The organism is Mycobacterium sp. ITM-2016-00317 (genome assembly GCF_002968295.1).
Taxonomy (GTDB): domain Bacteria; phylum Actinomycetota; class Actinomycetes; order Mycobacteriales; family Mycobacteriaceae; genus Mycobacterium.
The window spans coordinates 4,003,407-4,017,241 of sequence record NZ_CP134399.1 but is presented as its reverse complement, the minus strand read 5'-3'; the positions used below and the strand labels follow the sequence as shown (position 1 = coordinate 4,017,241).

12 protein-coding genes and 1 pseudogene are annotated in these 13,835 nt (G+C 66.9%); 9 read left to right on the top strand and 4 right to left on the bottom strand.

The window, feature by feature from the left end; translation table 11 throughout:
- Nucleotides 1–16: 16 nt before the first annotated feature.
- The 4 genes from C6A87_RS19080 to C6A87_RS19065 are packed head-to-tail and all read left to right on the top strand — an operon-like array spanning nucleotide 17 to nucleotide 4,308.
- Complete coding sequence (locus C6A87_RS19080) at nucleotides 17–1,144, top strand: LLM class flavin-dependent oxidoreductase (RefSeq protein ID WP_311113712.1); 1,128 nt, start codon at nucleotides 17–19, stop codon at nucleotides 1,142–1,144.
- On the top strand, nucleotides 1,141–2,310 hold the full coding sequence (locus tag C6A87_RS19075; protein ID WP_311113711.1) for a sulfotransferase: 1,170 nt from the start codon (nucleotides 1,141–1,143) through the stop codon (nucleotides 2,308–2,310). The genes C6A87_RS19080 and C6A87_RS19075 overlap by 4 nt, the downstream gene beginning before the upstream one ends.
- A gap of 1 nt (nucleotide 2,311) precedes the next feature.
- Complete coding sequence (locus C6A87_RS19070) at nucleotides 2,312–3,094, top strand: TIM barrel protein (protein ID WP_311113710.1); 783 nt, start codon at nucleotides 2,312–2,314, stop codon at nucleotides 3,092–3,094.
- A 2-nt stretch (nucleotides 3,095–3,096) separates the two neighbouring features.
- Nucleotides 3,097–4,308, top strand: coding sequence for a DUF1214 domain-containing protein (locus C6A87_RS19065; RefSeq protein WP_311113709.1), 1,212 nt, complete (start codon nucleotides 3,097–3,099; stop codon nucleotides 4,306–4,308).
- Between the two features lie 59 nt (nucleotides 4,309–4,367).
- On the opposite strand, the gene C6A87_RS19060 is transcribed toward C6A87_RS19065, so the two are convergent.
- From C6A87_RS19060 to C6A87_RS19045, 4 genes are all read right to left on the bottom strand, one after another.
- Nucleotides 4,368–5,738 (bottom strand): cytochrome P450, encoded by a 1,371-nt coding sequence (locus C6A87_RS19060; protein ID WP_311113708.1) that lies wholly within the window; start codon nucleotides 5,736–5,738, stop codon nucleotides 4,368–4,370.
- A 72-nt stretch (nucleotides 5,739–5,810) separates the two neighbouring features.
- On the bottom strand, nucleotides 5,811–6,005 hold the full coding sequence (locus tag C6A87_RS19055; RefSeq protein WP_311113707.1) for a ferredoxin: 195 nt from the start codon (nucleotides 6,003–6,005) through the stop codon (nucleotides 5,811–5,813).
- A 31-nt stretch (nucleotides 6,006–6,036) separates the two neighbouring features.
- Nucleotides 6,037–6,897 carry a mycofactocin-coupled SDR family oxidoreductase gene (locus tag C6A87_RS19050; protein ID WP_311113706.1) on the bottom strand — a complete coding sequence of 287 codons (861 nt, stop codon included), beginning with the start codon at nucleotides 6,895–6,897 and terminating at the stop codon, nucleotides 6,037–6,039.
- Between the two features lie 35 nt (nucleotides 6,898–6,932).
- Nucleotides 6,933–7,634 (bottom strand): SDR family NAD(P)-dependent oxidoreductase, encoded by a 702-nt coding sequence (locus C6A87_RS19045; protein WP_311113705.1) that lies wholly within the window; start codon nucleotides 7,632–7,634, stop codon nucleotides 6,933–6,935.
- A gap of 282 nt (nucleotides 7,635–7,916) precedes the next feature.
- On the opposite strand from C6A87_RS19045, the pseudogene C6A87_RS19040 reads away from it, so the two are divergent.
- The 5 genes and pseudogenes from C6A87_RS19040 (at nucleotide 7,917) to C6A87_RS19020 (ending at nucleotide 13,832) form a co-directional block, all read left to right on the top strand.
- A pseudogene (locus C6A87_RS19040) lies at nucleotides 7,917–9,403 on the top strand (aldehyde dehydrogenase family protein).
- A 31-nt stretch (nucleotides 9,404–9,434) separates the two neighbouring features.
- Nucleotides 9,435–10,643, top strand: a complete 1,209-nt coding sequence (locus C6A87_RS19035) for a CoA transferase (RefSeq protein ID WP_311113704.1) — start codon at nucleotides 9,435–9,437, stop codon at nucleotides 10,641–10,643.
- A gap of 30 nt (nucleotides 10,644–10,673) precedes the next feature.
- The gene (locus tag C6A87_RS19030; RefSeq protein ID WP_311113703.1) at nucleotides 10,674–11,867 is read left to right on the top strand and encodes an OB-fold domain-containing protein; all 1,194 of its coding nucleotides are present in this window, start codon (nucleotides 10,674–10,676) and stop codon (nucleotides 11,865–11,867) included.
- Entirely contained in the window at nucleotides 11,864–13,033 is a 1,170-nt protein-coding gene (locus C6A87_RS19025; RefSeq protein ID WP_311113702.1) for a thiolase C-terminal domain-containing protein, read from the top strand. Before C6A87_RS19030 ends, C6A87_RS19025 begins: the two co-directional genes overlap by 4 nt.
- Entirely contained in the window at nucleotides 13,023–13,832 is an 810-nt protein-coding gene (locus C6A87_RS19020; RefSeq protein ID WP_311113701.1) for an ABC transporter permease, read from the top strand. Before C6A87_RS19025 ends, C6A87_RS19020 begins: the two co-directional genes overlap by 11 nt.
- Nucleotides 13,833–13,835: the final 3 nt, after the last annotated feature.

Sequence of the window (13,835 nt, the reverse complement as noted above, 5' to 3'; positions counted from 1 at the left end):
ACGCGAGGAGCGATCAATGAAGGTCCAGCCCGCCGCGTTCCTGCGGACCACGCTGCCGCTGGACCTCGGGCAGCTCGCACAACTCGACAGCGGCCGGTACCACTCCATCTGGCTGCCCGACCATATGGTGAGTTTCTGGCCGGACTCGATCTGGACGCCCGAGTTCACGGATCTCGCCACCGCCTCGCCGTCCCCGCACCGTCACCTCGACGGCATGGCCGTGGCCGCAGCCGCGGCCGTCCTGACCGAGAACGTGCCGCTGGCCACCAGCGTCGTGGACACCGTGCGACGGCACCCGGCCAGCCTGGCGCAGAGCGCACTGACCATCGACCACCTGTCCAAGGGGCGGTTCATCCTCGGGCTGGGCAGCGGTGAGCGCGAGAATATCCTGCCGTACGGGTTCGAGTTCAGCCGTCCCGTCGGACGTTTCGAGGAAGCACTGCACGTCATCCGGCTGTTGTGGGAGAGCGACGGACCCGTCGACTTCGAGGGGACGTTCTACCGGCTGCACAACGCGCGGCTCGACACCGAGCCGTACGACAGCCGGTTCCCCCCGATCTGGATAGGCGCCAGCGGCCCGAGGTCGCTGGACATCGCCGGCCGATATGCGGACGGGTGGTGGCCGGCTGGAGCGTGGACACCCGACGACTATGCCGAAAAGCTCACGCGGGTGCGATCTTCTGCGGAGAAGGCCGGCCGTGACCCAGACCAGATCACGCCGTGCTTCATCCAGGTCTGCCTCATGGGCCGCGACGAGTCCGCACTCGCGGAGGTCCTGCAGGCTCCGCTGGTCAAATCGTTCCTGTTGCAGGTCTCCGCAGACGTGTTGCGCAGGTTCGGTTTCGAACATCCGATGGGGCCCCACTGGAACGGGTTCCACGACGTCGACCCCGCAGTCCTGACCCGGGACCGCATCGTCGAATTTCTCGGCCGCGTCGAGCCGGAGATGGTCCTGGCCCTGGTGCCACACGGGACGCCGAGACAGGTGGCCCGCGTCATCAAGGACTACGTCGATGCTGGTCTGCGAGTTCCGAAGATCCTCGATTATTCGGCGATGGCCGGCCTCGGGCACGCCGCAGCCTCGGCGGGCAACGTCAGGGAGGCAGAGGACGAGTTGATGATGCTGTGCGGGGCGGTCGAATGACGCAGAAGCTGGACGCCACGGCACTTCTCGCTCGTGCACAGGATGAGACCGGATTGGACGACTACGGCGACCCGACACTGCCTGAGCGTTTCGCGGTCGCGGTGGAGCACCTCAACGCACTGGGAATGGATGAGGACGGCCACCGCCGGGCCGCCGACGTGTGCCACTGGCTGTTGACCACACGGTTGGAATTCTTCGAGGACAGGAAACGCTTTCCGATTGCCGACGAGGTGATCGACAGGCCGATGTTCGTTACCGGAGAACCCCGTTCCGGCACGACGCTGATGCACGCGTTGATGTCGGTGGACCCTGATGCCCGGGCGCTGCGGTTCTGGGAGGTGATGTACCCGTCCCCGCCGCCTGGACGTGCCGGGCCCGACGACCGGCGGCGTGCGCTGGCCGACGCCGACTGGCGTGAGATCAACACGATGCTCCCGAAGTGGCTGCACAGTCACCCGTACAACGACATGCTCGGCGACGGGCTGCCTGAGGACGAACGCACCTGGGCGTTCGACTTCCGCGTGATGACACCGACGGCGTGGTGGCGGGTGCCGATGCAGACCGTGGTCGGTGGGCTGCCGACCGACGCGGTCGCCCAGTACCGCATCCACAAGGCGATGCTGCAGCAATTCCAGTATCAGCGACCGCAGAAGTACTGGGTGTTGAAAGGTTTCCACGGGTTCCGGTTGACGGAGTTGTTCGACGCCTATCCCGATGCCAGCCTGGTGTGGCTGCACCGTGATCCGGTGCAGGTGGCCGCATCCCGCACGATGATGATGGCCGACATACTCGAAGGTCTCGTCGGACCGGTCGACCTGCGCGCGGCGGCGAAAAAGCATCTGGAACTCACACGAGCCGGAATCGCGAACACCATGACGAGCCCCGCGGTGAGTGACCCGCGGATCCGGCATGTCAGATACACCGACTTTGTCGCCAAGCCCGTCGCGACGGTGCGGGACTACTACACTTTCGCCGGCCGGACCCTGACTGCAGAGGCCGAGGCGAGTATGCGCGACTACCTCGCGTCGAACAAAGGGGACCGGCACGGGAAGTTCCGGTACTCGACCAGCCTTCTCACCGACATCGGTGAGGACCTCCAAGCGCTGCACGAGGAGTTCCGGCCCTTCCGGGAGAGGTTCGGCGTCGAGATCGAGAACCGTGACTGACATGACCGCTGCGGTGGACCCGCGACTGTCGGTGCATTCGGTCACTTTTCACGGCGCCGGACCCGCCGAGCTGCGTCACGCGTGGGAGGCGCTCGGGGTCAGTCGCCTCAGCCTGATCGACGATCAACTGTTCGACCCCGCGCTCACCGACGTCATCTCGGCACAGGGCTACTCCGTGGAGTCGGTCTTCCACCTGTTCAGCTCGGCCGACGGCTTGCGGCGGGTCATCGAAGCGGCGGCGAGGGCGGACGCGAGAGTGATCTACATGCTGACCGGCGGTCGCGGAGAATTCAGCTGGGAGCAGGCGGCCGGCCGCTTCTGCGAAGCTGTGCAACCGTGTCTTGAGGACGCGCGTCAGGCGGGTGTCGCGTTGGCGGTCGAGAACGCATCGGGTCTCTATGCCGACATTCACATCGCCCACACGCTGCGCGACACGATCGAGTTGGCCGAATCGGCGGGGCTGGGCATCTGTATCGACCTGTTCCACTGCTGGACCGAGGCGCATCTGGGCTCCCTGCTCGACCGCGCGCTGCCGCGGACCCAGCTGATCCAACTCAGCGATCATGTGCTCGGCGACAGGGCCCTACCCGCGCGCGCTGTTCCCGGGGACGGCGCGATCCCGATCGGGACGGTGGTGTCGCACGCGCTGGCCGGCGGCTATGCACACGGATTCGACTTGGAGCTGATCGGTCCGCGAATCGCCGACGAGGGTTCCCTCGCGGCATCTCGGCGAGCGTGTTCAGTGGTGTCGGAGATGCTGTCCGACATCGAGAAGGGTCGGTAGCGGTGGCCTATGGAGACGGACCGGACGACGCCGCGCTGCGCCGTGCCTGGGAGACGTTCTGCCATCAGCTGACAGCGGCGGGTCAGCAGATCTTCAAGGAGCACAACCCGGTCGACGGGCTGCAGCGTGTCGACGCGCTACGGTTCCTCACCCAGAACCTGGGCCAGGCCTTCGACCTGGCATTGGAGACTCGAAACACGAAATATCCGGTCCTGCACGAGTTCTGCGGACCGACGCGCAAGTTGGGAGGTGACTGCGCGGACTTCACCTATCAACAGGCCTGGATCGACGGGGATTCGACCTACCGCATCTCCGGAGAGCGGGGGACGGCACGGTTCTTCAATATCACCGTGCAGGGTCGGCGCCCGGACGGGCCGGGGGTGCTGCACGAACCGTTCGGCGACGTGCCCGAGGCCAACCTGTCCGCGGCGGAACTCTCCACCGACCGGGACGGGGCATTCGAGGTGTACGTCGGCGGCCAGGCCCGGGCCCAGAACTGGCTGCCCACCACGCCGGAATCGCGGAAACTGTTCGTCCGCCAGGGGTTCGACTCCTGGGACGAAATCCCGGCTCGCCTCGGCATCGAGCGGGTCGACATGGCCGAACCCAAGCCCTTGCCCACTGCGGGGCAGATGGTCGAGGCGATCGGGTGGGCCGGAGACTTCCTGACGGGTCTGATGCGGGACTGGCCCGAGTTTCCCTTCACCTACGGGGGAGTGGACGCCGAACACCCGAACCGCTTCCCGCGCATCACCTCCGATGACGGCGACGCCAAGCGTGGGCGGGCCGCGGTGAACATGCACTGGGTCCTCTCGCCGGACGAAGCCCTCATCATCGAGTTCGACGCCCACGACGGACTGTGGTCTCTGACCAACATGGGCGTGTTCTTCAACAGCATGGACTTCTTGTATCGCCCGGTCAGCTACACGCCGAGCCGGACGAGCGTCGACGCCGACGGCAAGATCCGGCTCATCCTCGCCCACACCGACCCCGGCTATCACAACTGGATCGACACCCAGGGCTTCGGGCGGGGCAATCTCACCTACCGGCACATGCTCGACGGGGCGCCCGTGACGCTGCACACCAGGGTCGTCAAACAGTCCGACCTGGCGCATGTGTTACCGGCCGGGACCGCAACCGTCACCGCGCACGAGCGGACCGCGCAGATGTGGGCCCGGTTCACCGCGATACGGCAGCGCTACTCGTCGCTCTGAGGGACTCTGCTCGAGGCGAGGACGTGTGACCAGGCCTTGCCCTTGTCATGCCGGCAGCGCTAGTCGATAACGGCGGTTTCTTTGCGCTCGGTGATGGGCCGCGCGAGTTCCTGTTCGTCGCAGATCCGCTGCAGCTTCTCGATCGTCTCGTCCAGGCCGGGGCCCAGCGGCTTGCTGGGGGTGAACGTCGCAGGCAAGTTGCGCATGCCCTGGATGACGCCGATGGTGTCGTAGTGCACCGTGCCCTCGGGGTCGCACACATAGTCGGGCATCCGGTCCAGCACCGCGGTCAGCATCGACTTGAACACCGTGCGCGCGACGTTGGAGCCGACGCAGCGGTGCACACCGATGCCGAAGCTGAAGTGCCGGTTACCTTTGCGGTCAAGAACCACGTCGTTCGGCCGCTCGAACACCGACGGGTCGCGGTTGGCCATCGCCCAGGACAACCACAGCCGCTCGAATTGCTTGAACTGTTGACCCTCGACCTCGACGTCGTCGGCGAACGTGCGGCCGTCCCCGGGAGCCGGCGTGAAGAACCGCAGGAACTCCTCGGTGGCCGGATGCAGCAGAGTGTCCCGCTCCCGGCTCAGCCGGTCCCGCTCGTCGGGGTGCTCGCCCAACCACTCCAGTGCGTGCGCGGTCAGCGCGGTGGTGGTGTCGAAACCGCCGCCGATGATCAATCCGAGGTTGCCCAGGATCTCCATGTCCGGTGCGGGCTCACCGTCGATGCGCAACTGCAGCAACGCATTCACCAGACCGGGGCGCGGGTTCTCGCGGATCTCCATCATGTTGGTGATGAGATCGATGCCCATTTCGCGGTGCTGCTCGTTGATCTTCTCGCGTTCCGGCGCATGCTCAGGGGTGTACACCGACGCGTGTGTGGGCTCGCTGTAGACGTTCCACTTGTCCAGCTTGATGCCCATCATCGCCAGCGTGAACACCGCGGGCACCACATTGGCGAGATGGTCGACGAAATCGATCCGGCCCGACTCGATGTGCTCGTCGAGCGCGGCGCGGGTGATCTCGTCGATGAACGGTTCCCAGCGCTTGATCGCCGCGGGGGACAGGTAGGGGTTCAGCGCGCCGCGATAGGCGCTGTGCTCGGGCTCGTCCATCTCCAGGATGCCGCCGCGAACAACGGTGGCGCGACTGGCCTTCGGGATCGTGATGCCCTGGAACGGCGTCTCACCCGAGATGTCGTGATGGTTCGAGACAGCAGGGCAGCGGGCGAGTTCGAACACGTGCTTGCTGTCGGCGGCCACCCAGTGCCCGTTGTAGGTCTCCGACCACGCGATCGGGCACTTGGCCTGCATCTCTTCGGTGATCTTCTCGAACTGCAGCCGGTATTCGGGGGTGTGCCGGTCGAAGTAGTACGTGTTCTTCTTGCGGCTGTCGTCGGCGGTGCCGTTCACGACGTCGTCGACACTCAAGGCTGTCTCCCTAGCTCTCTCTTCGCAAATGGCAGGCTGTTCTGTTCTTCGCGCAAGCGCTCATCACTCGTCTCACTCGTCGACCGAGATCGCCTGTTCCGGGCACGACTGTGCGGCCTCCCGCACGGCGTCGCGCTGATCGTCCGGGACGATCTCGTTGACCGGCGATGCGGTCCCGTCGATGTCGCTGAGCTCAAAGGAATCCGGCGCGATCATCGAACACAGCGTGTGTCCCTGGCACCGTCCGGAATCAACCCGAACCTTCACAGCCTGGCCTCCTCAACCCTGTTGCTGTTCGTCAGACGTGGTAGTCGTACCACTTGAGATAGCCGCCGGCGTCGACTCGCAACTGCATTCCGGTGACGTAACGGGCCTCGTCAGAGGCCAGCCACAGCACCGCGTTGCTGATGTCCTCGGGCTCGATGTAGTTGACCTTCATGGCCTGCTGCACGCTGAAGACCGGCTCGGCGTCGGCGCGGGTCGGATTCTCCAGATCGGGCCGGAACGACTTGTACATCGGCGGGCTCTGCAGCATGTCGGTGTTGCAGTTGGTCGGATGGATGACGTTGGCCCGGATACCGCGCACGGCCAGTTCGGTGGCCAGGTCGTGCACGTAGGACGAGATCATCCGCTTGGACACCATGTAGGCCATGCCGCCCGGGTCGCTGCCTGGGTTCGGCTTGTTGTGCGCATCCATCAACGCCGCGGCCGACGCGGTCGCGACGATCGAGGCCCCTTCCTTCAGGTGGGGCAGGGCGACCTGGATGGCGTTGAGGGTGCCCACCAGGTTGGTGTTGATGACATCGGTCCACGCCTGAAGCGGGGGTTGGCCTTTCATGCCGGCGATACCCGCCTGGGCGACCACGATGTCGACCTTGCCGAACTCGGAGAGCCCCGCCTCCAGCGCGGCGCGCAGCTGCGCGGCCTCGCGCACGTCGGCCTTGGCGGTGACGATGCGCTGACCGGTCTTCTCGACGAACGCCGCGGTTTCTTCGAGGTCATCGGGGGTGGCCATCGGATAACCGATGGTCTCGAAGTCCTCGCAGAAGTCCACTGCGATGATGTCGGCGCCCTCCTCGGCGAGCCGGACGGCATGGCTGCGGCCCTGACCGCGTGCCGCCCCCGTGATGAAGGCGACCTTGCCTTGAACGCGTCCCATTAGCACTTGTCCTTTCGCTGAGATCTGCTGGCCGGTCAGGTGTTCCGGCCGCCGTTGACGCCCAGGATCTGTCCGGTGATGTAGCCGGCCTCCTCGGAGATGAGGAAGGCGCACGCGGCGGCGATGTCTTCCGGGCGGCCCATCCGCCGCACCGGGGTCTGCTCGATCTGTTTCTGCGTGTCTCCGAGGAAACCGCGTTGCTCGGCTTTGCGCAGCATCGGGGTGTCGATGAAGCCCGGCGGAACCGCATTCACCGTGATGCCGTCGGGGCCGTATTCCAGCGCAAGGGATTTGGTGAGTCCGTTGACGGCCGACTTGGCGGCGACGTAGGGCGACATGTAGGGCTGGCCGGAATGCGTGCTCGACGACGAGATGTTGACGATGCGCCCCCAACCGGCCTCGATCATGTCGGGCAGCACTGCCTGGACACAGTGAAAGACGCCGTTGAGATTGACGTCGACCACCTTCTGCCATTCGTCGAAGGTGAGGTCGATGAACTTCTTGAAGCGGTCCAGCCCGGCCGCGTTCACCAGCACGGTCACCGGGCCCAGTTCGGCGTGGATCGCATCGAGTGCGGCATCGACGGCGGCCCGGTCGGTGACATCCGCGGCATAGGAGAACTTCTCGTCGCCTGGGTTCAGGTCGAGCGTCGCGACGCGCATGCCGTCCGCCCGCAGCCGCTCGGCCACTGCGGCGCCGATGCCCGACGCCCCTCCGGTCACCACAGCGTTCTTCATCGGCGCGCTCCAGCCCAATCGTCGGTCAACAAGAACCATCCTTCCGAATATGAGAACCGTACTCTCAGATCCTGCGAGACCGCAAGACATCTCGTCGCGTGTGTTCACACAGGTGAGACGTCCGACGGTGGATTGTCGCACCGTTTATCGCAGGCAGAGCCGGTTCGACGCATTTTCTTGAGTTCTCATCCTGCGAATGTATGATTCGCCGGTGATGAGAATGCAGTTTCCGTCACACTCACCTATATATCCCCTGTGCCGTCACAGCTACCGAGGAGGATGATGCAGGAAACAGCCACGATCGCAGGCGCCGCAGCCGCGCAGCGACGCCTTCTGATCGGGGGGCAACTGCTCGAGACCGAGCGGACGTTTCCTTCGCTCAACCCGGCGACCGGCCGGGTGCTCGGACATGCCCCCGATGCGACGGTCGCCGACGCCGAGGCCGCCGTGACCGCGGCCCGGCACGCGTTCGACGCCGGCGTCTGGGCGACCGACACCGAGCTGCGGATCCGCTGCCTGGAGCAGTTCCACGCAGCACTGGTCGAGCACCGCGACGAATTGGCCGCCCTCACCATCGCCGAGGTTGGCGCCACCCCGGCGCTGTGCCAGGGCGCGCAGTTGGATCAGCCGATCGAGATCGTGCGGTATTACGCCGAACTCCTGAAGACCTACCCGATGACCGAAGATCTCGGCAACATCGAGAGCCGCGGCATGCAACACCACCGCTGGGTGGAGAAGGAAGCCGCAGGGGTCGTCGCGGCGATCATCGCCTACAACTATCCCAACCAGCTGGCACTGGCCAAGCTGGCTCCGGCGCTGGCCGCCGGCTGCACTGTGGTGCTGAAGTCCGCGCCCGACACGCCGCTGATCACGTTGGCGCTCGGCGAGCTGATCGCCGAGCACACCGACATCCCGGCCGGCGTGGTGAACGTGCTGTCCGGCGCCGACCCGGCTGTCGGCGCTGCGCTGACCACCAGTCCGGACGTCGACATGGTGACCTTCACCGGATCCACCCCCACCGGGCGGGCGATCATGGCCGCCGCCAGCGGCACGCTGAAGAAGGTGTTCCTCAGCTCGGCGGCAAGTCGGCCGCGATCGTCCTCGACGACGCCGACTTCGGCACGGCCGCAATGTTCTCCGCGTTCAGCATGGTCACCCACGCCGGCCAGGGATGTGCGCTGACCTCGCGGTTGCTGGTGCCCAACCGCCACAAGGACGAGATCGTCGAACTGGTCAAGAAGAACTTCGGGCACGTGCGTTTCGGGGATCCAACGGACCCGTCGACCTACATGGGCCCGCTGATCAGCGCCAAGCAGCGCGACAAGGTCGACGGCATGGTCCAGCGCGCGGTCGAGGCCGGCGCCACTCTGGTGACCGGCGGCGAGAAGGTCGACCCCGGCTACTTCTACACGCCGACGCTGCTGGCCGACGTCGATCCCGACAGCGAGATCGCCCAGGAAGAGGTGTTCGGCCCCGTGCTGGCCGTCATCGGCTACGAGGACGACGACGATGCGGTGCGGATCGCGAACAACTCGATCTACGGACTGTCGGGCGCCGTGTTCGGCAGTCACGACCGCGCGCTCGCGGTCGCCCGCCGTATCCGCACCGGCACCTTCTCCCTCAACGGCGGTAATTACTTCAGCCCCGACAGCCCGTTCGGGGGGTTCAAGCAGTCCGGTATCGGCCGCGAGATGGGCCGGGCGGGCCTCGAAGAGTTCCTGGAATCGAAGACGTTCGCAGTAGTGGTGCCTGAGGCGGAGGGGCACTGATGAGCGCTTGCGCGAAGAGGAGACGAGACTGATGAGCAAGCCGTTGGACGGGATCCGAGTCCTCGAGGTCGCGATGTACGGCTTCGTGCCGTCGGCGGGCGCGGTGCTCGCCGAGTGGGGCGCCGACGTCATCAAGGTCGAGCACGCGGTCACCGGCGACCCGCAGCGTGGCCTGCGCCAGACCGGGCTGCTGCGGGTGGAGGGCGACCCGAACCCGAACATCGAGCACGCCAACCGCCTCAAGCGCAGCATCGGTCTGGACATGTCGGTGCCCGAAGGCAAAGAGGTGCTGCTGGAACTGGCCCGTCGGGCGGACGTGTTCCTGACCAGTTTCCTGCCGGGACACCGGAAGAAGTTCGGCATCGACGTCGACGACATCCGTGCGGTGAACCCGGCGATCGTCTATGCGCGCGGCAGCGCGCTGGGACCGCGTGGGGACGAGTCGGTCAAGGGCGGCTATGACATGACCGCGTTCTGGTGCCGGGCCGGCACCGCCGCCACCATCACTCCGCCGGGCACCCCCGGCATGGTGGGCCCGCCCGGACCGGCCTACGGCGACACGATCTCGGGCACCAACCTCGCCGGCGGTATCGCTGCGGCGCTGCTCAAGCGCGAACGCACCGGTGAGCCGTCGGTCGTCGACGTGTCCCTGTTGGGCAGCGGTCTGTGGGCGATGGGCCACACCGTTGCGCTGACCAAGCACCTCGGCGAGCGCATGGAGGCGTTCCCGCCGGGAGTGCACGGATCACCGATCAACCCGCTGGTCGGGCTGTATGCCACCGCTGACGACCGCTACATCTCCTTCGTGATGATGCAGCCCACCAAGTTCTGGGCCGACGTGTGCAGGCACATGGATCTCGACGAACTGGCCGACGACCCGCGGTTCGCCACCGCGGAGGCGATCGCCGAGAACACCGCGACGGCCAACGAGATCCTCACCGAAGCCATGAAGAAGCGGCCATTGGTCGAGTGGAGTGAGCGGTTCTCGACGCTGGCCGGGCCGTGGGCGCCGGTGCAGGACACCCTCCAGGCGGCTGAGGACGCACAGGTTCGCGCCAACGAATACCTCATTCAGGCAGGCGAACTCGAGCTGGTGGCCAACCCCGTACAGTTCGACGTCACCGCGCCGGCCTCCGGACCGGCCCCCGGTTTCGCGGAGCAGACCGAGGACATCCTCGTCGAGCTCGGGCTGGACTGGGACCGCATCATCGAGCTCAAGACCGCAGGTGCGGTCACCTGACCGTCGATATCCCACACCTGGAGATCCGCAATGCCTAACGTCGCGTCCGTCGGCACCTACCTGCCGTGTTGGGGTACCCCCCTGCACCGGGTCGCCGGCGACGACGAGGACACCGTCACGATGGCCGTCGAGGCCGGCCGGGCGGCGTTGACGGGCGGTGGCGCGGTCGAGCGGGTGGTGTTCGTCAGTCGCGATCTGCCTCTGCTGGAGAGCAGTAACGCCGCGGTGCTGCTGGCCGGGCTCGGCCTGGATCCCGAACTGGAGGTCGACGAACGGCTCGGCGGGGCGCCCGCGACCGTCGATGCGGTCAGTTCGGCGCGGCCGCGCACGCTGATCATCGGTGCGGACCTGGCGCCTGCCGGCGCCGCCGCCATCGTGACGGGCGAGCGGGGTCTGCAGGTGCGCACCGCGGCCCGGGTCGCGCGCAGCCTGCCGGTGCGGACCCGCAAGGCCACCGGCGACGTGCACGACTACGGGGACCCGAGACTGCTGCACGAGCGGGGCCTGATCGCGTCGCTGGCCGCCGCGTGGCTGGACACCCCGGTGGCGGTGGCCGGTGTCGATCACGAGCGTGCCATCGAGCTGTGCCTGGGCGACCCACCCGCACTGCCCACCTGCGGTGCCAGCGCGAGTCTGTTCGCGCTGGCCGCCCTGGCCGAGCAGGGCCGATCGGGCCCGCTGGTCGCGGTGGAGCAGGCCATCCTGTCGGGGATCAGCGTGAGTGGCGGCAGCGCGCGGACCCATCGCAGGGAGCCCGCCGCGCGCGCGGTGCCGGACGGGATCTCGGCCACCGGCACCGATATCCCGATCTCCCTGGCCGCATACGAGCGTGCTTTCGAGTCGAAAGTGCGTTGGGAGGCAGGGCTGTTCGCGGGCTCGGACGAACTGGACTTTCCGCCCCGCTACCGCGTCGGCGCCGACGGGGCGCTGGCCACCGATTACGAACTGGTCCCGCTGCCGCGCACCGGCACCGTGTACACGGAGACCACCGTGCACATCCCGGTTCCGGGACTGCGGACGCCGTACTCGCTGGCGATCGTGGCACTCGACGGCGTCGGGGTTCGGGCGCTGGTCAAAGTCACCGGGGTGGCGCCGGGTTCGGTCGCCATCGGCGATCGGGGCCGCCTGGTGCTCCGGCGCGTCGCGATGCGATCCGGGGTCCCGGACTACGGCTACGCGTTCGAGCCCGACGCGGTCGGTGCCCAGACCAGGGGAGCGGCGTGAGAAGGGTCGCGATCGTCGGCGCCGGGATGACGCCGTTTGCCGAGCACTTCGCGCTCGGCATCAAGGACCTGCTGCCGATGGCGTTCTCGGCGTGCGCCGCCACGGTGGACAAGGGCCTGTCGAAGTCGGATCTGCAGGCGGCGTGGATCGGGGCGATGGGCACCGCTGACGGGTTTCCCTCCGGAATCCTGGCCGACACGCTGGGCACCCCCGAACTGCCCGTCACACGAGTCGAGAACTCCTGTGCGACGGGCCATGACGCGCTCCGCAATGCACTGTTCGCCGTCGGTTCGGGAGCCTTCGACGTGGCTCTGGTGATGGGCGCGGACAAGCTCCGCGACACCACCAGCGCGGAGATGGTGTGGGAATGGGAGGCCATGGCACGCGACATGGCCTGGGACTATCCGCTCGGTCTGGTGGCGCCTGCGGGATTCGCGCTACATGTTCGCCGATATCTCCACGAATCGCCGGCAACTGAAGAACACTTAGCTATGGTGGCGGTCAAGAACCACCGCCACGGACTCAACAACCCCAAGGCGCGGTTGCGCTTTGAGATCACGATGGAGCAGGCACTGAACGCACCTACGGTGGTCACCCCCTTCCGCCTGTACGACTGCGCACCGCCGAGCGATGGTGCCGCGGCACTGGTCGTCGCCGCGGAAGACGTGGTCGACCGATTCACCGACCGGCCGGTTTGGGTCAGCGGTGTCGGACTCGGCCTGGATTCGGTGATGCACCAGCACAAGGCGGACATGACCACGTTCCCGGCGACCACCCGCGCGGCCAAGCAGGCCTACGCGATGGCGGGCAGAACACCGGCCGACGTGGACGTCGCCGAGGTGTACGACTTCCTGACCGGGATCGAGCTGATGAGCTATGAGGACCTGGGCTTCGCCGAGAGGCTCGGTGGCTACAAACTTCTGGAGGCCGAGGTGACCAGCGTCGGAGGGGCGCTGCCGGTCAACCCGAGCGGCGGGCTCAAGGCCAAGGGGCATCCGCCGGGCGCCACCGGGGTCGCTCAATGCGTGGAACTGTTCGCCCAACTGCGGGGCGAGGCCGTCAACCAGGTCGACGGTGCCCGAATCGCATTGGCACACACCGTCGGCGGTCCGACGGCGGTGTCGGCTGTGACAATCCTGGAGGGACCCGAAACCCATGGCAAGTAAGGGACCGGAACGCTGGTCGCCCGGGATCGGGCAGATCCGCAACCTCACGGGGCCGATGCAGGCCGTGGGCGGCCTGTTCTCGATGTCGGCCGACGCCGTCGTGTTCGTGTTCCGCCGCCCGTTCCAGTGGCGGGAGTTCCTGGAGCAATGCTGGTTCATCGCGCGGGTGTCCCTGGCCCCGACGCTGCTGGTGGCCATTCCGTTCACGGTGCTGGTCAGCTTCATCCTCAACATCCTGTTGCGCGAGCTGGGCGCTGCGGACCTGTCCGGCGCCGGCGCGGCATTCGGTGCGGTCACCCAGGTGGGACCCATGGTGACGGTGCTGATCGTGGCCGGGGCGGGTGCGACCGCGATGTGCGCGGACCTGGGCTCGCGGACCATCCGCGAGGAGATCGACGCGATGGAGGTGCTGGGCATCAACCCGGTGCAGCGGCTGGTCACCCCGCGGATGCTGGCCTCCGGCCTGGTGGCGCTGCTGCTCAACAGCCTGGTCGTGATCATCGGCATTCTGGGCGGCTACTTCTTCTCGGTGTTCATCCAGGACGTCAACCCCGGAGCTTTCGCCGCCGGCATCACGCTGCTCACCGGGGTGCCCGAAGTGATCATCTCCTGCGTGAAGGCGGCGCTGTTCGGCCTGATCGCGGGCCTGGTGGCGTGCTACCGCGGGCTGACGATCACCGGCGGTGGCGCCAAGGCGGTCGGCAACGCGGTCAACGAGACGGTGGTGTATGCGTTCATGGCGCTGTTCGTGATCAACGTGCTCGTCACGGCCATCGGCATCCGGATGACGACGGGCTAGGGC